15 protein-coding genes and 2 pseudogenes are annotated in these 17974 nt (G+C 56.9%); 11 read left to right on the plus strand and 6 right to left on the minus strand.

Annotation, left to right across the window (positions count from 1 at the left end; genetic code table 11):
* Positions 1-89: 89 nt before the first annotated feature.
* The 5 genes and pseudogenes from SP68_RS12685 to SP68_RS12700 all read right to left on the minus strand — a co-directional run bounded on the left by SP68_RS12685 (position 90) and on the right by SP68_RS12700 (position 5255).
* Entirely contained in the window at positions 90-1628 is a 1539-nt protein-coding gene (locus tag SP68_RS12685) for a DHA2 family efflux MFS transporter permease subunit (RefSeq protein ID WP_022065821.1), read from the minus strand.
* Positions 1629-1638: 10 nt separating this feature from the next.
* Positions 1639-2817, minus strand: a complete 1179-nt coding sequence (locus SP68_RS12690) for an HlyD/EmrA/EmrK family protein (protein ID WP_022065822.1) — start codon at positions 2815-2817, stop codon at positions 1639-1641.
* A 15-nt stretch (positions 2818-2832) separates the two neighbouring features.
* Positions 2833-3288, minus strand: coding sequence for a MarR family winged helix-turn-helix transcriptional regulator (locus SP68_RS12695; protein ID WP_012541719.1), 456 nt, complete (start codon positions 3286-3288; stop codon positions 2833-2835).
* A gap of 120 nt (positions 3289-3408) precedes the next feature.
* Positions 3409-3971, minus strand: a pseudogene (locus SP68_RS29205) (transposase family protein); the annotation flags it as partial.
* Between the two features lie 498 nt (positions 3972-4469).
* Complete coding sequence (locus tag SP68_RS12700; RefSeq protein WP_012968225.1) at positions 4470-5255, minus strand: MipA/OmpV family protein; 786 nt, start codon at positions 5253-5255, stop codon at positions 4470-4472.
* Positions 5256-5379: 124 nt separating this feature from the next.
* Here SP68_RS12700 and SP68_RS12705 point away from each other — a divergent pair, with 124 nt between their 5' ends.
* The 4 genes from SP68_RS12705 to SP68_RS12720 all read left to right on the plus strand — a co-directional run bounded on the left by SP68_RS12705 (position 5380) and on the right by SP68_RS12720 (position 11617).
* Positions 5380-6075 carry a response regulator gene (locus SP68_RS12705; protein WP_022064721.1) on the plus strand — a complete coding sequence of 232 codons (696 nt, stop codon included), beginning with the start codon at positions 5380-5382 and terminating at the stop codon, positions 6073-6075.
* Entirely contained in the window at positions 6072-7268 is a 1197-nt protein-coding gene (locus SP68_RS12710; protein ID WP_040968508.1) for a sensor histidine kinase, read from the plus strand. The genes SP68_RS12705 and SP68_RS12710 overlap by 4 nt, the downstream gene beginning before the upstream one ends.
* Before the next feature lie 78 nt (positions 7269-7346).
* Positions 7347-8495 (plus strand): efflux RND transporter periplasmic adaptor subunit, encoded by a 1149-nt coding sequence (locus SP68_RS12715; RefSeq protein WP_022064719.1) that lies wholly within the window; start codon positions 7347-7349, stop codon positions 8493-8495.
* Positions 8492-11617: an efflux RND transporter permease subunit gene (locus tag SP68_RS12720; RefSeq protein WP_022064718.1), complete on the plus strand. Its 3126-nt coding sequence runs from the start codon at positions 8492-8494 to the stop codon at positions 11615-11617. Before SP68_RS12715 ends, SP68_RS12720 begins: the two co-directional genes overlap by 4 nt.
* Here SP68_RS12720 and SP68_RS12725 read toward each other — a convergent pair.
* Entirely contained in the window at positions 11553-12506 is a 954-nt protein-coding gene (locus tag SP68_RS12725) for a helix-turn-helix domain-containing protein (RefSeq protein WP_032730996.1), read from the minus strand. The genes SP68_RS12720 and SP68_RS12725 overlap by 65 nt on opposite strands.
* A gap of 408 nt (positions 12507-12914) precedes the next feature.
* Between SP68_RS12725 and SP68_RS12730 the strand changes: the two genes are divergently transcribed.
* From SP68_RS12730 to SP68_RS12760, 7 genes and pseudogenes are all read left to right on the plus strand, one after another.
* Positions 12915-13808 carry a transporter gene (locus SP68_RS12730; protein ID WP_040968507.1) on the plus strand — a complete coding sequence of 298 codons (894 nt, stop codon included), beginning with the start codon at positions 12915-12917 and terminating at the stop codon, positions 13806-13808.
* Between the two features lie 60 nt (positions 13809-13868).
* Positions 13869-14351, plus strand: coding sequence for a group I truncated hemoglobin (locus tag SP68_RS12735; RefSeq protein ID WP_040968506.1), 483 nt, complete (start codon positions 13869-13871; stop codon positions 14349-14351).
* Between the two features lie 136 nt (positions 14352-14487).
* Positions 14488-16002 carry an amidase gene (locus SP68_RS12740; protein WP_012541727.1) on the plus strand — a complete coding sequence of 505 codons (1515 nt, stop codon included), beginning with the start codon at positions 14488-14490 and terminating at the stop codon, positions 16000-16002.
* A 24-nt stretch (positions 16003-16026) separates the two neighbouring features.
* Positions 16027-16634: pseudogene (nthA, locus tag SP68_RS12745) on the plus strand (nitrile hydratase subunit alpha).
* Positions 16635-16649: 15 nt separating this feature from the next.
* The gene (gene nthB / locus SP68_RS12750) at positions 16650-17303 is read left to right on the plus strand and encodes a nitrile hydratase subunit beta (protein WP_012541728.1); all 654 of its coding nucleotides are present in this window, start codon (positions 16650-16652) and stop codon (positions 17301-17303) included.
* Positions 17300-17767 carry a nitrile hydratase accessory protein gene (locus SP68_RS12755; protein WP_023322614.1) on the plus strand — a complete coding sequence of 156 codons (468 nt, stop codon included), beginning with the start codon at positions 17300-17302 and terminating at the stop codon, positions 17765-17767. The genes nthB and SP68_RS12755 overlap by 4 nt, the downstream gene beginning before the upstream one ends.
* A complete protein-coding gene (locus tag SP68_RS12760; protein WP_008804893.1) occupies positions 17764-17973 on the plus strand; it encodes a CbtB domain-containing protein in 210 nt (69 codons plus the stop codon). The genes SP68_RS12755 and SP68_RS12760 overlap by 4 nt, the downstream gene beginning before the upstream one ends.
* Position 17974 lies beyond the last annotated feature (1 nt).

Genomic DNA, 17974 nt, shown 5'->3' on the forward strand with positions numbered 1-17974 from the left:
AGGGCAGGGAAGAGGCACTGGCCCGGCGCTCGATAGTGCCATCCGTACGCAGTGCTCGTTCAGCTAAGTTTGCCTATGTGAATTTCAGTTTAGTGACCTGCTGCGGGGGCGCCTGGCATACCCGATTTCACGAACGGCGGGCGGGTGAACCAGATGATGATAATCAGCGCCATAAAACCCCAGCCGAGCACCCAGAAATAGTCGATTGTCGACATCATGTAGGCCTGCTGGGTAACCACCTGGTCAATCATCGCAAGATGCTGCTGCGTCGGGCCACCCATCTTATTTACGTAATCCATAGCCGCTGGGTTGTACTGTGTCACGCTCTCGGTCAGATTCGCGTGGTGGAAAACTTCACGTCGCTGCCAGATCCATGTGGTTAACGATGAGGCAAAGGAGCCGCCGAGTACGCGAAAGAACGTGGCCAGTCCTGAGCCTTCCGCCACTTCGTTACCGTGCAGATTCGACAGCACAATGGTGGTCAGCGGCATGAAGAAGAAGGCCACGCCAATCCCCATAAACATCTGCACGCTGGCGATGGTGCGGAAATCCACGTCAGTATTGAACTGCGCGCGCATCAGACAGGATGCCCCCATTGTCAGGAATGACACTGAGCATAAAATTCGCAAATCCACTTTGGTGGCGTAACGTCCGATGACTGGCGTCAGCACCAGTGGTAAGAAGCCCATCGGCGCAGCGGCGAGACCGGCCCAGATAGCCGTGTAGCCCATCTGGGTCTGCAACCACTGCGGCAGAATAATGTTGATGGCAAAGAACGCGGCATAGCCCAGCATCAGCGCCAACGTGCCGATGGCGAAGTTGCGGTCTTTGAACAGCCGCAGGTTCACAATCGGGTGACGTTCGTCCAGCTCCCATATCACAAAGCAAATCAGGCTGATCGCCGAGACAATAGACATCACGATAATGGGCGTAGAAGAGAACCAGTCTTCGTCGTTGCCCTTATCCAGCACCACCTGCAGCAGGCCCACGCCAAGCACCAACAGCGCGATGCCACTATAGTCGACAGGCGATGACTGCGTTGTTTCTTCACGCATGCGCAGCTGCGACCAGACCACGATGGAGGCGAAAATCCCAATCGGCACGTTGATGTAGAAGATCCACGGCCAGGAGTAGTTATCGGTAAGCCAGCCGCCGGTGATAGGCCCCACGATAGGCGCCACCACGGTCACCATCGACAGCAGCGCCAGCGCCATGCTGCGTTTCATCGGCGGGAAGATAACCAGCAACAGCGTCTGACACATCGGGAACATCGGCCCGGCGAAAAAGCCCTGCAGCGCACGGAAGATGATGAGCTCCGTCATGCTGTGGGCGAAGCCGCACAGAAATGACGTCAGGGTAAAGAACATCACCGAGGCGATAAACAACCGCAACTGCCCGAATCGGCGGGTAAACCAGCCTGTCAACGGTAGAGCAATAGCGTTACACACCGCAAAAGAGGTGATAACCCATGTCCCCTGATCGGCGCTAACGCCCAGGTTGCCGGAGATAGTCGGCAGCGCCACGTTGGCGATGGTGGAGTCCAGCACCTGCATAAAGGTCGCCAGCGACAGGGCAAGCGTCGCCAGAAACAGGCTGGGGGGCGTAAAGGCTGCCTTCGGCTCTGACATAGCTTCTCTCTTAGCGCTGGGCTACAGCGCTGGTGTTGTCATGAAGGATTTTCGCCACCAGTTTATCGGCTGCTTCCATTGGCGTTTCATACACATCGGTACGGAATCGCGGCTGTTCGACGGTTTTTTGTGGCAGAAGGTGACCACCCTGATTGCGGATATCCACCTCAGCGTTCATCGACAGACCCACACGCAGCGGATGCTTCTGCATGTCATGTGGATCAAGCGTGATGCGTACCGGCAGGCGTTGGACGATTTTGATCCAGTTGCCGCTGGCGTTCTGGGCTGGCAACAGTGAGAATGCGCTACCGGTACCAATGCCGAGACTTTCGATGGTGCCGTGATATTTCACGTTATCGCCATAGAGATCCGCATTCAGCTCTACTTTTTGCCCAATGCGCATGTCCTGCATTTGGCTCTCTTTAAAGTTGGCATCCACCCACACTTCATTCAGCGGCACGATGGCAAGCAGCGTGGTGCCGGAGGTGACACGCATCCCGAGCTGCACAGCACGTTTAGCGACGTAACCACTGACGGGCGCAACAATGGTGCTGCGGGAGTTATCGAGATAGCGTTGGCGCAGCGTCGCAACGGCGGTTTTGACTTCAGGATGGTTATCCACCACGGTGTCATCAACCATCGCCTGATTGGTTTTGAGCGCTTGCTCTGCAGCCAGTAAATCGCTTTGCGCGCTGGTCACGGCATCACGGTAGTGCGCCAGATCTTCCACCGCAATGGCGCCGGAACTGACAATTTTTTCCCGGCGCACGTAGTCACTTTTCGCTGTTTGCAGGGCTACTTTTTTGGCAGCAACTTGTGCACGGTAGTTGTCGGCAGTGCTATAGAGACCACGCACCTGACGCACTGTGCTGGCGAGATTGGCTTCAGCCTGCTGCAGGGCGATGGCGGTATCGCTTGGGTCCAGCAGAACCAGGGGCTGGCCTTTTTCGACATAATCGCCTTCATCCACGGTCACCTGAGTCACGGTACCGGTGATTTGCGGTGTCAGGGTGACCTGATTTCCGTTGACGTAAGCATCGTCGGTGCTCTCGTAATAGCGGGCGTAAAGCAGATACCAGGCCAGACAGCCTCCTGCCGCGAGGATCAGGATCAGTAATAAAATGGCGAAGTTTCTTGTACGCTTGCCTGGGCGCTTGTCAGAGGGAGGCGCGTTATTTTCCATAGACATAACCGGTGACCTTAATTAGCGATGGGGGGCCGTGAATTCATCGGGCAGCATTTTGATAAGAATATCTGCGAGCTGCCGGGATTCTTCGGGCGTCAGACGCGCCGTTAAGTCCGCGAGGATGGTATTCAGTGCTTCATTCTGAAACGTATTGCACAGCGTCTGACCTTTTGCCGTCAGGGCCAGGATCACCTGGCGCTTGTCGTGCGGATTCGGGCGGCGCTCGATCAGGTCGTTCTTCACCATACGTGCAACCATACGGCTCATTGCCCCGGTATCCATCTGCAGGCTCTTGCAGATTTCTGCCGGGCTGGTGTTACCTTTAAATATATTAATCAATACCTTAAATTGCGGTGCGGTAATGCCGCTGTCGGCAAAGTAATGGCCGATAAGCAGGTCCTTAAACTGGTTTGCCAGATGGAACAGCAAACCCAGATGCAGGTTTTTATGGGAAGAGTCGATTGGGGTATTCATGATAGCTGCCTGGTCAGTAATTAACATGATAATTACTGCCTGGTCACCAATTGTCAAATTAGGTCAACAGAAAGCACACATATTGACAAATGGAGGAGGGCGATAAGCGAATTACGATCACTCGAACCCGTGATGCCCGCAGACATCAATTTGGATGCGCTCTGGGGTACAGGCCCGACGCAGGCGTGATTGATGTACGCGCGGCCGTAACTTGCCAGGGTTCCCTGAACCAGTCGGTGTCATCAGCTGGCGTACTGTCGGACCAAAATCAGCGTAATGTTCGCGGATAGTACGCAGTGCTCGTTCAGCGAGGCCCGGCATGAGTTGCCGGTTGCCAGGCTGGCTACGACGACGGTTAACAAGTGAAAGCGGCCCATGTTCACGATAGCGCTCCAACAACCGTCGGCAGTGTCTGTCAGATATCTCAAGCGGATAATATTGAGTACGTACCGGGCAAGACCATCAGGTCGTTGGTTATTGCTGGGTTTTCAACGACGACGGCTAGCCATACCCAGCGGGCCAGATTCACGGTAACGCGACAGAAGGCATCGGCACAGGCTGTCAGATATGCTCAGGCGCTGTGTGGCCATCAAGTGTAGTCAGACGTCGAACGATAACGTCCTAATAACTTTGAGTCGGTTAACTTTATCCAAAGCAAAAAACTCCGCCGCATGAGCCGTCATCAGAATCTATCGATGCTGAATCTACGAGTACTTATCCAGGAGAAAACCTAACAACTTAGCCACCACAATATGAGTGCGCATAATGTATATTATGTTAAATATGATATCAGGGCGCGTAATCCCCCCATAGCGCCAACTCTTCCCCATGAAATCCATAAACACCATCTTGTCATTCAGCGGCTGCTGACACGTTTGGATATGGCCCCTTCCATCACGTGCCGCTCTCACTCAGGGGACTCTGATGCCGACCGTGAACGACGTATACGAAAACCTCCCGGCGGACCAGCTATGGCGTTTTGGCATAAACTCCTCCAGCACGCATGTGGCGCTCTCGACCGTCGTTGGGTTCTTTAGCCGAACGCACGCCGGTGACACGAGGACCGCACCAGGTCTTCCGGCGCCGTTAACATCATGTCTCGTTTCTGGTTCCGTATCTGCCAAACAATGCCGACTCACTCAATGCTAACCCGGCAAACCGCACGCCGCGCTTTCTCCGCCCTAAAATGTCCAGATGACAGCTGCTGTCAGTGCCGCCTCGTTACGTCGTAACACGATCGGGCTCTCATTTGCATGCTCCCCAAGCCAGGTATAGTCAGCGCTCAGGAGCGTACCCCAGTGGGCATCAAACTGGTGGCTCCAGGTCAGACTGTTGTCTATGCCATAAAATCCCCCCGGTGCTGAATAGCGGCTATAACCTGAGCGCTGGCTCTGCTGCGGATCCACCCCATACCAGGTATTCAGGTAACGGTTGTCGCCAAACAGGGCCGCCGTCTGAAAGGCGACCGTGTCATGGTCAGTTTGTACAGGGAGCAACGTCAAGGATGCCTGGTAGCTTACCCCCTGGCTGTCCGTTAAAGGCAGCGTCGCTTTACCTTCAACACTGAGCCACGAAAGCGCCTGCCAGCCGACGGCAAGGGCCGTGTTCAGGGAGGCGTCAATGTCTCCCATCCCTTTCAGATTATTTGCCCCTGCCCGCCAGCTGGCGTTTTTATCCGCCCTACCCAGATCGTATCCCAGCGTATGTTCGAAGTACCAGCCGCTGGCGTTCTGCAGGTCATATCCCACCCCTTTCTGCGTATCAATAAAAAATGCGCCGTTACGCCCCTGAAGTACAGGAACCACCTGCCATACCTGCTTGTCTGAACCTGAATATCGCGGAGTGTAGTGGCCTCCCAGCCCAATGGTGAAGGTGCCGGAGGAAGTGTCATCATTTGCTTGTACGCAGGATGTCATGGCCGTCAAAAGCGGTACGGTCATATACAGGGCTTTTTTTATCGCTATCATACTGTTCTCCCCACAGACGCCGGCTTCTCCTGAGGCAGGAGCTGCCACAAAATGTTGGCGCAGTATGATTTGGCAAAATCAATGAATCGTCGGGATAGTGTTAAGAAACGGTCAAGGTGAACGGATGTTGTCCAGAAGAGTGCTGATTATTGAAGATGACGCCGATGCGGCTGGCGTGCTCGAAGCCTATTTACGCCGTGAAAATTACGATGTCGTCATTACCGGAGACGGTCTTTCCGGGCTGGATATGGCGCACCGGTGGAAACCCGATCTGATCCTGCTGGATGTGATGCTTCCGGGGCTTAACGGCACCGAAGTCCTGGCTGGCCTGCGCCGTAAAAATGATGTTCCGGTGATCATGGTGACCGCCATGGGAGATACTCCCGATCGTATTGGCGCCTTGCGCTATGGCGCTGATGATTATGTTGTTAAGCCTTACCATCCGGGAGAAGTTGTGGCTCGGGTGCAGGCGGTACTGCGCCGCAGCAATCAAACAGAAACAAAGGAAGAGATCCTTCGCTGGCAATCGCTTGAAGTGAATGTTACGGCCATCGTGGCGAGCATTGTCGACGGGGACACCACACCGCGCACGTTGGATCTGACCCCAACCGAATTTTCACTACTGACCACGCTTATGCGCTCTCCTTCACGTCCTTTTTCCCGCCAGCATTTACTGGAGAACTGTTTGCCGGAAAGTGAAGCCCTGGAGCGCGTGGTGGATACCCATATTTATAACCTGCGTAAAAAACTCGAGGCGGCGGGTATTTCCGGCGTGCTGGTTAACGTTCGCGGCGTAGGCTACAGGTTCAGACAACCATGACAAAAACCCGCTACTCCTCCCTGTGGCGCTGGATTTGCGCACGTATATTAGCGCTGGCCATCGGAAGCGTAATTGTCATTGCGACCTGTATGTGGCTACGTTATGCGGTGCAGAATTACTGGAACCTGGGCAGAATGCCGGTATCGGTCCGGCAAGAGTTTCTTGCGCTCAGCCAGAACCCGCAGGCCAACCCGGCGCGCTTCCATCAAATCGTCGATACCTGGTGGGGGTTGAGTTATTCAACCCCATCCATCGCCTCGGCGGACTGGGTCACCGTGGCGTTACTGGTCCTGGTCATGATCCCTTTTATTGTGGTGATGGGATTGCGATATGCCAGGCCACTGGCGCTGCAGTTCAGCCGGCTGCGTGATGCGGCAAAGGACGTCGCCGAAGGGCAATTTGGCCGCCAGGCTGAGCTCATCAGGAATGCGCCGGCTGAAATGGTCAGCTTTGCCAGTGACTTTAATGCCATGACGGGGAAACTGGCCCGCTATGAAAAAGAGTTACGTACCTCTCATGTGGCCATGGCGCATGAACTTCGCTCCCCCCTGACTGCCGCTATCGGACGTTTGCAGGGCATGCTGGATGGCGTGTTTGATGCCAGCCCGGAACAACTGGCAATGGTAATGAAACAGCTTCAGCACCTGAATCGCCTGACCGATGAACTTCATCTGCTCTCGCTGTCTGATGCCGGGAATTTGGTGCTGGAAAACGAACCCTTTCGTCTGGATGAGCTGCTTAAAGAACGGGCGACATGGATCATGCCCCAGGCTGATGCACATCGTTTTACAATCAGGCTTCATCATTCTCAGGCGTGTCCCTTCAAAGGCGATACGTTCCGTATGGGCCAGGTTTTCACCATTCTTATGGAAAATGCCCTCCGTTACGGGCGTGATGGCGGTTATCTTGATGTCACGCTGCACTACGCCAGCGGGCAATATTGCCTCGAATTTCGCGATGACGGTCCGGGGGTATCCTCCCAGTTCCTGCCGGAAATGTTCAACCGTTTTAGCCGGGAGGAGCAGTCGCGTGCCCGCCACTCCGGCGGCAGCGGTCTCGGTTTGTCGATTGCTCGCGCGATTTGTCAGGCCCATGGTGGCAGTATCAGCGCGTCGTTACCTGAAACCGGCGGACTCGCAGTCACCCTTTTGTTACCCTGGACGTCGTCTGAGATGGAAAATAGCGGCTCTTGATAATACCTTGACGAAACGTCGAATCTTTCTCGACTAAGCGCGCATTTAATAACGCCATCACCTTTATGGAGCGGCGTTATGTCAGATGAATTTTTACTCTCCCTCCGCCACAGTCTGCACCATTTGTACGACGTGGCGCGCACCCTTTCCTGGCTGCACTTTCTCCCCCTGACCATTCTTTCGGTAGTGATTTTTCTGCTGCCCGGATGCGGGGACAACCAGGGTAATACGACTGATCCTGTGCGAACGGTGCGCTACGTTGTTGTTGGCTCAGCGCAAACCCTTCCCGCGCTGGAAAGAACCGGAGAGATCCATGCGCACGATGAAACGATTCTGAGCTTTCGTACCGGCGGCCGGATAGTGACGCGTAGCGTCGATATTGGCGATCGGGTCAATGCAGGGCAACTGCTGGCCACGCTTGAAAATACAACCAGTCAGAATCAGCTCGATGGCGCACAGGCTGATTATGAAGGAGCCAAAGCCTCTGCTCAGGTTGCTGCACTTAACGTCAACCGAATGCAAAAGCTTATGCCAACAGGCGCGATTGCCCGCACGCAGCTCGATACCGCCCGCGCAGACTGGCTTGTCGCCCGCGCGCGTTTAAAAAACAGCGAGTCCGCGTTGCGTAATGCCCGGGAAAGCCTTGGCTGGACGCGTCTGATTGCGCCGCGAAGCGGCGTGATCACCGAAGTAAGCGCCTCTGCGGGTCAGGTGGTCAATGGTGGTCAGTCGGTGTTGACGCTGGCGACCGGTGAAGCCCGCGATGTGGTGTTTGATATCGCTAAACCCGAGGCGATCCCGCCACAGGAACAGGCTGGCTTGCGAGTTTCCCTCCTCAGCGACCCGTCGGTGCAAGCGTCCGCCGCGGTAAGAGATATTAGCCCGCAGGCCGATCCTCAGACCCGCACATGGCGCGTCAGGGCTACCCTGCAAAACCCACCGCTGGCAATGGCGCTAGGCGCCAGCGTCACCGTCACGTTACCCGCAACGGGTCCGCATGGATACGCCCTTCCCGCTTCAGCGCTGAGCCGCGTCGACGACAAACCGGCGGTTTATGTGATTAACCCACAGTCGCAGGCGCAGCTTCGCGTGGTGGTACCAGCATACTATACCGCCACCACGGTCATTATCTCCGGCGGCCTTGAACCAGGCGACCGGGTGATTACCGCCGGCGTGAGTAAATTACGCTCCGGCGAGCCGGTGATTGCCGGGGAGTGCGAATCATGAAACCCGTATTGAATGAGAAATTTAACCTGTCCTCCTGGGCGCTAAATCATCAGCAGATGGTCAGTTTCTTCATGCTGCTGATCATTGCTATGGGCGCGTTCTGTTATGAGAACCTGCCACGTAACGAAGATCCGGCGTTTACGATTAAAACGGCCGTTGTTTCTGCGCAATGGCCCGGGGCATCCGTAACGGATACCACCCGACTGCTGACCGATACGCTGGAAAAAAAGCTGCAGGAAACCCCTTGGCTTGATTATCTCGAAAGTGAGACCCGCGCCGGGAGCTCCGTTATTCATGTCAATCTTCGTGACGATACCCCGCCGCAAAAGGTGCCGGATATCTGGTATCAGGTACGTAAGAAAATGCAGGATATTGCCCCCTCTTTGCCAGAAGGCGTTCAGGGCCCCGCCGTCGACGACGAGTTTGATGACACGTACGGTACGATCTATGGCTTTATACCTGAGGGCTATACCCTGCGGGAGGTCCGGGACCGTGTTGAGACAATCCGCCGGGAGCTCATGTCGTTACCGGATATCGGAAAAACCAGCCTGCTGGGTGAGCAGCAGGAACAGATAGTCCTCTCTTTTTCTCCAGCGCGTCTGGCAGGTATGGGGTTGAACATCCAGCAGGTAGCGGATGCCCTCAGAGCACAAAATGCGGTTGTCCCGGCAGGTATGATCCGCACCGGACAGGAAAATATGGCGATAAAGGTCAGCGGGGAACTGACTTCTGAAGCGAGCTTACGTGCCGTCACGCTGCATATTAACGATCGTTACCTTCCTCTGACGGATATTGCCACCGTTAGTCGGGAAAACGCCGAGCCTCCCCAGCCGGTTTACCGGGTCAACGGCAAACCCGCCATCGGGCTGGCTATCTCGATGGCGCCGACCGGTAATATGCTGCGTTTCGGCGCCGCGCTGAATGCAAAAATGCAGGCCATCAGCGTCACGCTGCCGCACGGTATTGAGATGGTCAAGGTTGCCGATCAATCAGCGGTGGTCAGCGACGCCGTAAGCGGGTTTATCCGGGTGCTTATCGAAGCCGTGGCGATCGTCCTGGCCGTTTCGTTTGTATCGCTGGGTTTACGAGCCGGATTGGTAGTGGCTGCGGCCATTCCACTGGTTCTGGCCATGACCTTTACGGGAATGATGCTGGCAGGAATAGGTCTGCAGCGTATTTCTCTCGGCGCATTGATTATCGCGCTGGGTCTGCTGGTCGATGACGCCATGATCACCGTGGAAACCATGGTCTCTGGTCTGGAAGCCGGGGATTCCCGCCGGCAGGCGGCGACCCGGGCTTTTAAAACGACCGCATTTCCGATGCTGACGGGCACCCTTGTGATGATTGCCGGGTTTATTCCCGTGGGATTTGCTGCGTCCAGCGCCGGTGAATATTGCTTTTCCCTGTTTGCCGTGGTGCTCATCGCCCTGCTGTGCTCATGGGTTGTCGCGATCCTGTTTTCACCGTTAACCGGGACGTGGCTGTTATCTGACAACATCAGACAGAAGGCGAAAGGTCCTGGACGGATGGCCCGCGGATACCAGTGGCTACTGCGCAAGGCGTTGCGTCACCGCTTCGCCACCGTGTGTCTTGCTCTCATTGCGCTTGGTCTGTCCGTTTACGGAACAACCTTTATGCAGGGGGAGTTTTTCCCCGCCTCCGACAGGCCAGAATTGCTGGTAAGCCTGACGCTACCGGCAAATGCCTCGCAGTCGGAAACGCAAAATACGGCTGAAAAGCTGGAGAAGGCCCTGGCAGGCAACCGCAACGTTGAGCGCTTTTCGACATACGTTGGGTCGGGAGCGATCCGTTTTTACCTGCCTATGGATGTGCTTCTGGCAAATGAAAATATCGCCCAGATAGTGGTGGTGGCTAAAGATCTTAAAGCGCGGGATCGTCTTCATCGACAGTTAAACAGGATACTGGCTACGGGCTTTAGCGACATCATCACGCGCGTATCACCCCTGGAACTTGGGCCCCCCGTCGGCTGGCCAGTGAAATACCGGGTGAGTGGGCCAGATTATCTGAAAGTCAGGTCGATCGCGAACCGCCTGAGCGATGTCATTGGCCGGTCCCCCTCCTCTCGCGAGGTTAATCAGACGGCAGGCGAACCGGAGAGAGTCATTACCCTCAAGGTCAATCAGACCGCAGCCCGGGCTGCGGGCGTGTCGTCAGAAAGTCTGGCCCGGATGCTCAATACCGTCTGGTCCGGCAGTATAGTCACGTCGGTTCGCGATAATGACCGCCTTGTCGATGTGGTGCTCCGGGCCAGGGACAATGAGCGTCTTAACCTTGCCACCTTCTCTTCGCTGACTATTCAGGGGAATGACGGTAAACAAATCCCCCTCAGCGCCTTTGCCACGCCAGTCTGGGGCGTGGATGATCCGGTTATCTGGCGTCGACAGCGTTTGCCTTTCATCACCGTGCAAACTGACCTCGCCCCGGGACTTCGCGCCGAAGCAGTATCCGCAGCGTTGCGACCTGCGGTAGACAGGTTGCGCGCGGAACTGCCTGAAGGCTACAGCATTGAAGAAGGGGGCGCGGTTGCTGAGTCTGAAAAAGGTAATAGTTCGGTCTATGCGATTCTGCCGGTGACACTGGTCATCATGCTCTTGCTGTTGATGCTCCAGTTGCGCAACTATTCCCGTATGGCGTTGGCTATACTGATGGCCCCGTTTGGTTTACCGGGTATCGTGCTGGCTATGTTGCCTGGCGGAACACCAATGGGATTTGTCGCTCTTCTTGGCGTGATTGCGCTCGCTGGCATGATCATTCGTAACGCCGTCATACTGATTAGCGAGGTTGACAGCAATCTTGCTCAGGGAATGGCAAGCGATGCCGCTATTATTGCGGCCGCAGAGCATCGTGCGCGCCCCATCTGCCTGACTGCCTGTGCCGCCATTCTGGGAATGATCCCCATCTCTCATCAGGTATTCTGGGGACCGATGGCCTATGCGATTATCGGGGGACTACTGGTTGCCACGCTGGTTACACTGACCGTTTTACCGGCATCGTTTAGCCTGTTGTTACACCTGAGAATGACGTCCTCAGGCGAGTTTACTGCTTCTTCGGCAGCAGAGAGCGAGGAGAAATGCCGAAGGCTTTGCGGAAGGCATGGCTGAAATGAGAGAAATCAGAGAAGCCGAAATCCAGCGCCGCCTGGGACACGCTACTGACTCGTCCGCGTTCGATAGCCTCTCGGCTCGCCTGCAGCCTCTCCTGCCAAATCACTGCCATCGGCGTTTTTTTATGGCGGGCGAAAGCACGCGTGACGGTGCGAACGGAAACGTGGTGCGCCCGTGCCAGGCTTTCGATGTTCAAATCGGGATCGACAAGTTGCCGCCGGATGTAGTTCATCATCCGGGAATACAGATCGCGCTCAACACCAACGTTGTTCAGGTCCTGTAGCTCCAGGCTCAGTACCAGTAGATCCAGCAACGTCTGGGAGAAGCGGCCGGAGATATCCGCTGTGTTCAGACAGGCGGGCATCGCTGCCGCCTGACGCAGCATTTCGCGCAATGGGATCACGCCCGGGCGGCGGTCGTCGAGCACCATCGCGGTGAGGTGTTCGACCCCAGGTAAATGACAGCTCAGCAAATGGCGGGGGATCCGCACCAGATGATTATCGCGCCCGCCAAGACTGAAGCGGAATGTCTGGGCGGCATCGTAGAGCACCAGACTGTCCGCTGCCAGCGTCGCCTTGCGTCCCCCCTGTTCAAGCTGACCGTATCCATCCTGCATATACCCCAACCACAGATCGTCGTCGGGGCCCTGGCGCAAATAACGTGCCGTGCGATCCCAGCTGTGTAGCGGCGCGGACAGTGAACACATATCCACCAGACCCACTCCACGTACCGTCAGCCGTGCATCAAAGTCGACCCCAGCCAGAGGGGCGCTGGCGGCTGGAATACAGTGGCGTAACACTACGTCGTTCCAGTACTCGAAGCGGCGCGACTCGGTAACGCCAACGGTTGAATAGTGGAGACTGCCCGCAGACTGCATGCTATTCATCATCATTCACCTCGCGCCGGGTATTCCGCCAAAACGACAGAAACGTTTCCGCAGACAGCAACTATCATGCCAACGAGCTAATACGCCCTCTTTCAGTTACGCCGATCGGCGCTAAGTTACCGGGAACTATCACTGAAAATCCGCGCCCCCCCTTTTCTGCTGGCATATAGGGCGTCGAATAGCGGAACGACAAAACGTGGAACCGCACCCTAAACGTGCGGCGTCTGCACTATGGCGGACCATCACACGACGAGGGGCAGGCCCGCAACCGAATGTCCCTTCCAGCCAAACGACTGTCCTGCTGAAGCAAGTACGCCGCAAATTTCTCCCTAGTATCAGTAAGCGTAAGGTCTTCCGGCCACACCGTGCTCCGGACATAACACGACATCAGACAAGAGGGGGAACGTCATGACTTTCAGTAACGCTACGTTTCGCACCAGCCTGGCCGCCTGCACACTGTGGCTGGCAACCGGCCCGGCCCATGCGGTCGATCTCAATTCGCAGGACCTCATTCCCGCCCCCGCCGGCACCGATGCCGTTCTGGGATATTTCACCTACGCGACGAGAGATAGCTTCACCCCCACCGGGGGCGGTGAACTTAAGCAAGAGACCGGGCTCGACTCCTTCGTCAGCATCTTTCGTTACGTTCACTACATGGACGTCGGTGGCTTTACGGTTGCGCCGCAAGTGCTGCTGCCTTACGGACGCCTTTACAATGGCTCACTAAACGGCGTTCGACTTGATTCAGCCGGCGGCCTGGGCGATCCCATCCTTGCCGCGCCGGTCTGGCTGGTCAACAACCCCAGCACAACCTTTGCCATTGTGCCTTACCTGTACCTCCCCGCGGGCTCCTACGACGCCGGACGCACGCTAAACGTCGGTGAAAATCGCTGGAAGTTCGACCTTCAGCTCGGCGGCGTGCAGCAGCTGGGTAACGGTTTCGCCACCCAACTTTCCACGGACGTGATGTGGTATGGCGTCAACGACGACGCCTCGGGCATCGGCACCGGTCGACTCAAGCAGGACAACACCTATCAGTTTCAGGGCTGGGTGACCTGGACGCCGCCCGCCGATAAGAGCTGGACCCTGGCCGCCGGTTATTCCCAATACTGGGGCGGCAAACAGCAGCTTGACGGTATCGAGAACGGACAGGCGACGCGCGTCGATCAGGTCAGGCTGGAATTATCGAAATTCGTCACCCCCACGGTGCAGGTACAGGGTCTGCTCCAGCGCGACCTCAACGTCGATGGCGGTTTTAAGGAAGATCTACATACCACCCTGCGCGTGATGAAACTGTTCTGATGCGAATCGGCACAGAGACATCCCCAGACTCACTACTCACCCGCAACGGAGAAATCCATCATGACCGATCAGCAGCAAAAACCCACACTTTATGAACGTCTCGGTGGTTATGACGCCGTTTACGCTTTCGCAGGAGAAGTGTTGAAGACCTGTATGAAGCATCCCGATATCGGCCATATCTGGGCGCACGTATCCGAATCGTCGTTCCAGAAAGAGCATATCAACTTTGTCGATTTTCTGTGCAAGCACTGGGTCGGCAACACGGTCTACCGGGGACGAGATATGGTGACCGCGCACCGCGGAATGGGGCTGACCGAAGTGCACTGGAAAGCCGTATTCGAGGCTATTGATGAATGCTACGAGAACTTCAACGTTCCGCAGGATATCCGTGAAGAGGTTACCGCATTCCTGACCCAGTTCAAACCCGCCGTCATCGGCAGCCCTTCATACCGGGATGTGGTACTCGCGCACCCTGACATGGACGTCACCAAAGGGATGAAAAGCGTCGGCATTCACTGGCCGAAAACAGATAAACCGTCTTAACCGAGGAAGGACATCCGCGCAACAGGCGGGTGTCCGTCTCAGCCAAATGACTGACCTGCACAACCATGTAGTGATGACATTTCGGGCTTATGTTGAAGGCAGGTTGCATTGGCAAACACCATATAAAGGGAACTCCATGGCTATTGAACGTCCTACCATTGAACAGCTGCAAGCGCTCGCCAGTCGGCTAAACATACGATTGACGCCTGCACAAGCCGAAGAATATCTGGCGCTGATGCAGGCCAATTTCGACGCCTATGATCTCATCGACGCCCTGCCCGACGAGATCCCCGCGGTGCACTACCCACGCGCCGCCGGCTATCGTCCTGAAGGCGACGAAAACCCGCTTAATGCCTGGTATTACAAGACCGAGGTGACAGGTGCAGCAACCGGTAAACTGGCCGGCCGCACCGTGGTGCTCAAGGACAACATCGCGCTGGCTGGCGTACCAATGATGAACGGCGCCTCGACGCTGGAAGGTTTCGTCCCCCTCTACGACGCCACCGTTGCCACCCGACTGCTGGATGCCGGCGCGACTATTCTCGGCAAAGCCACCTGCGAGCACTTCTGCTTGTCGGGAGGCAGCCATACCTCCGATCCGGCGCCAGTGCATAACCCGTTGCGCCGCGGCTACTCGGCCGGTGGCTCATCTTCTGGCAGCGCCGCTTTGGTCGCTTCCGGGGAAGTCGATTTGGCCATGGGGGGCGATCAAGGGGGCTCGGCGCGTATTCCCGCCGCATGGTGTGGCCTCTATGGCCTGAAACCGACCCACGGTCTGGTGCCTTATACCGGCATCATGCCGATCGAAGCCACTTTCGACCATACCGGGCCGATGACCCGCAGCGTAAAAGACAATGCCTTAGTCCTTGAGGTCATTGCCGGCGCGGACGGATTGGACCCACGTCAGTATGCTCCCAAAGTGGAAGCCTATACCGAGGCGCTCGGTAAGGGAGTCCGTGGCTTAAAGATCGGCATTATGGCCGAAGGTTTTCAGTTGCCGAACCTGGATGCGCGAGTCGCGGAGAAAGTTCGCGCTGCCGTCGCCCGTCTGCAGGAATTGGGCGCGACGGTCGGCGAGATTTCGGTACCGGAGCATAGCCTGGCGGGGGCGCTCTGGTCCCCTATCGGCTGCGAGGGGCTGACCGCGCAGATGATGCATGGCAACGGCATGGGCTTTAACTGGAAAGGACAATATGACGTAGCGCTGCTGGACAAGCACGCCCAGTGGCGTGACAACGCCGATGCGCTTTCCCCATCGCTGAAGATATGCATGTTCGTCGGCCAGTACGGGCTGGAACGCTACCATGGCCGCTACTATGCCAAGGCGCAGAATATCGCGCGTCGCGCGCGTGCGGGCTATGACCGGGCGCTGGCGGACTTCGACCTGCTGGTGATGCCCACTGTACCGCTTGTCGCTCAGCCATTACCGGAACCTGACTGCTCCATTACCGAATACATCTCCCGCGCATTTGAAATGATCGGCAATACCGCGCCGCAGGATATTACCGGCCATCCGGCAATGACTCTCCCTTGTGGGCTGGTCGACGGCTTACCGGTAGGAATGATGTTGGTAGGACGCCACTTCGCCGAAAGCACCCTTTATCAGGCCGCCGCCGCATTTGAAGCTTCCGGCGACTGGCGGATGTTTTAACCCTTAACTATCGGGAACCATAAAATGAGCCATCAACACGACCACGACCATACTGAACCGCCGGCGGACATCGAGCTACGCGTCCGGGCGCTGGAATCCCTGCTACAGGAGAAAGGACTGATTGACCCGGCGGCACTGGATGAACTGATTGACACTTATGAGCACAAGGTCGGCCCCCGTAACGGCGCGCAGGTGGTCGCTAAAGCGTGGAGTGATCCGGAGTATAAACGTCGGCTGCTGGCGGACGCCACAGCCGCCATCGCCGAGCTGGGTTTCTCCGGCGTGCAGGGTGAAGACATGCAGGTAGTGGAGAACACGCCGGACGTGCACAACGTGACCGTCTGTACATTATGTTCCTGCTACCCCTGGCCGGTGCTGGGTCTGCCACCGGTGTGGTACAAATCGGCCCCCTATCGTTCGCGTATCGTTATCGACCCGCGCGGCGTTCTGGCCGAATTCGGGCAAACATTCCAGAAAGTAAAGAGGTGCGCGTCTGGGACAGCAGCGCGGAACTGCGCTATCTGGTCCTGCCAGAACGTCCGGCGGGTACCGACGGCTGGAGCGAAGCGCAGCTGATCGAACTGGTCACCCGCGATTCCATGATCGGCACCGGCCTGGTCGCCGCGCCATAATAAGAGGAGAAAACCATGAACGGGATACATGATCTGGGCGGTATGCACGGCCTCGGGCCGATCCTCAACGAGGAAAATGAGCCGTATTTCCATCATGAATGGGAGCGCCGGGTATTTCCGCTGTTCGCCTCGCTGTTCGTCGGCGGACATTTCAATGTGGATGAATTCCGCCACGCCATTGAACGCATGGATCCAGCCCACTACCTGGAGGCGAGCTACTACGAGCACTGGTTGCACGCATTTGAAACGCTGCTGCTGGAAAAAGGGGTGATCACCGCCGATGAACTCTGGGGTGGCTCGACCCCTGCCCCCTGCGCTCCGGGCACGCCGGTGCTGACGCAGGACATCGTGGCGATGGTTGTCAGTACCGGCGCCTCCGCGCGCGTCAGTCACGATATTGCTCCCCGCTTTAAGGCCGGAGACCGGGTTCGGGCAAAAAACATCAACCCAACCACCCACACCCGCCTGCCGCGTTACGTGCGCGGGAAAATCGGCCGTATTGAGACCGATCATGGCGTGTTCATCACGCCGGACACCGCGGCGCACGGTCTGGGCGAACATCCTCAGCACGTCTACAGCGTCAGCTTCACCGCGCTGGAACTGTGGGGCACGCCGCGCCCGGACAACGTGTACATCGATCTGTGGGACGACTATCTGGAGGAAGCATGAGCATTGCGACACAGCATGATTACGCCGCCGTCGGGTTACCCCGCGACGAGGAGGGGCCGGTTTTTGATAAGCCCTGGCAGGCGAAAGCATTCTCCCTGATCGTCCATCTGCACCGGGCGGGGCTGTTCCCGTGGGCAGAATGGGTACGGACGTTCAGCGAAGCGATCAAGGCGGCTCCGGCGCAACCCGGCGAAAGTGTGAACGATGCCTACTATCGCCAGTGGGCGACAGCAATGGAGAACATGATCACCGCCCTCCACCTGACCGCACCGGATGACATTGGCCGACGGACCCAGGAATGGCGACTGGCGTATATCAACACGCCGCATGGTCAGCCGATCGTCCTGGCCAATGCCAGCTGTCCGCCGGCGCATAACCACCACTCGCTTCCACTCGGCGTTCCGGTCACGGTGAGCCCGGCACAATCTTCCATCAGCCAAATTAACAACGGAGTCACATCATGAGCGATATTACCCTTACCACCAACACCCCGGCCACTCCGATACCGGTCGCGGCGCTGTTGCCCTGGGCACTGTTTACCACCCTGCTGGCACTGTTAGCGATCTATTTCGTCGGTGCGGAACAAGGTGCGACGTCGATGTTTTCCGGCACCCAGGTGCATGAATTCTTCCACGACGCACGACATCTGCTGGGTTTTCCCTGCCACTAAG

The sequence above is a fragment of the Klebsiella variicola genome (assembly GCF_000828055.2).
Classification (GTDB): domain Bacteria; phylum Pseudomonadota; class Gammaproteobacteria; order Enterobacterales; family Enterobacteriaceae; genus Klebsiella; species Klebsiella variicola.

What these genes read in the sequence shown, in the direction of transcription:
- SP68_RS12715 (WP_022064719.1), top strand. Translation starts at nt 7,347, where the DNA reads ATGTCAGATGAATTTTTACTCTCCCTCCGCCACAGTCTGCACCATTTG.
- SP68_RS12730 (WP_040968507.1), top strand. Translation starts at nt 12,915, where the DNA reads ATGACTTTCAGTAACGCTACGTTTCGCACCAGCCTGGCCGCCTGCACA.
- SP68_RS12705 (WP_022064721.1), top strand. Translation starts at nt 5,380, where the DNA reads ATGTTGTCCAGAAGAGTGCTGATTATTGAAGATGACGCCGATGCGGCT.
- SP68_RS12735 (WP_040968506.1), top strand. Translation starts at nt 13,869, where the DNA reads ATGACCGATCAGCAGCAAAAACCCACACTTTATGAACGTCTCGGTGGT.
- SP68_RS12695 (WP_012541719.1), bottom strand. Translation starts at nt 3,288, where the DNA reads ATGAATACCCCAATCGACTCTTCCCATAAAAACCTGCATCTGGGTTTG.
- SP68_RS12720 (WP_022064718.1), top strand. Translation starts at nt 8,492, where the DNA reads ATGAAACCCGTATTGAATGAGAAATTTAACCTGTCCTCCTGGGCGCTA.
- SP68_RS12725 (WP_032730996.1), bottom strand. Translation starts at nt 12,506, where the DNA reads ATGAATAGCATGCAGTCTGCGGGCAGTCTCCACTATTCAACCGTTGGC.
- SP68_RS12755 (WP_023322614.1), top strand. Translation starts at nt 17,300, where the DNA reads ATGAGCATTGCGACACAGCATGATTACGCCGCCGTCGGGTTACCCCGC.
- SP68_RS12700 (WP_012968225.1), bottom strand. Translation starts at nt 5,255, where the DNA reads ATGATAGCGATAAAAAAAGCCCTGTATATGACCGTACCGCTTTTGACG.
- SP68_RS12690 (WP_022065822.1), bottom strand. Translation starts at nt 2,817, where the DNA reads ATGTCTATGGAAAATAACGCGCCTCCCTCTGACAAGCGCCCAGGCAAG.
- SP68_RS12760 (WP_008804893.1), top strand. Translation starts at nt 17,764, where the DNA reads ATGAGCGATATTACCCTTACCACCAACACCCCGGCCACTCCGATACCG.
- SP68_RS12710 (WP_040968508.1), top strand. Translation starts at nt 6,072, where the DNA reads ATGACAAAAACCCGCTACTCCTCCCTGTGGCGCTGGATTTGCGCACGT.
- SP68_RS12685 (WP_022065821.1), bottom strand. Translation starts at nt 1,628, where the DNA reads ATGTCAGAGCCGAAGGCAGCCTTTACGCCCCCCAGCCTGTTTCTGGCG.
- nthB (WP_012541728.1), top strand. Translation starts at nt 16,650, where the DNA reads ATGAACGGGATACATGATCTGGGCGGTATGCACGGCCTCGGGCCGATC.
- SP68_RS12740 (WP_012541727.1), top strand. Translation starts at nt 14,488, where the DNA reads ATGGCTATTGAACGTCCTACCATTGAACAGCTGCAAGCGCTCGCCAGT.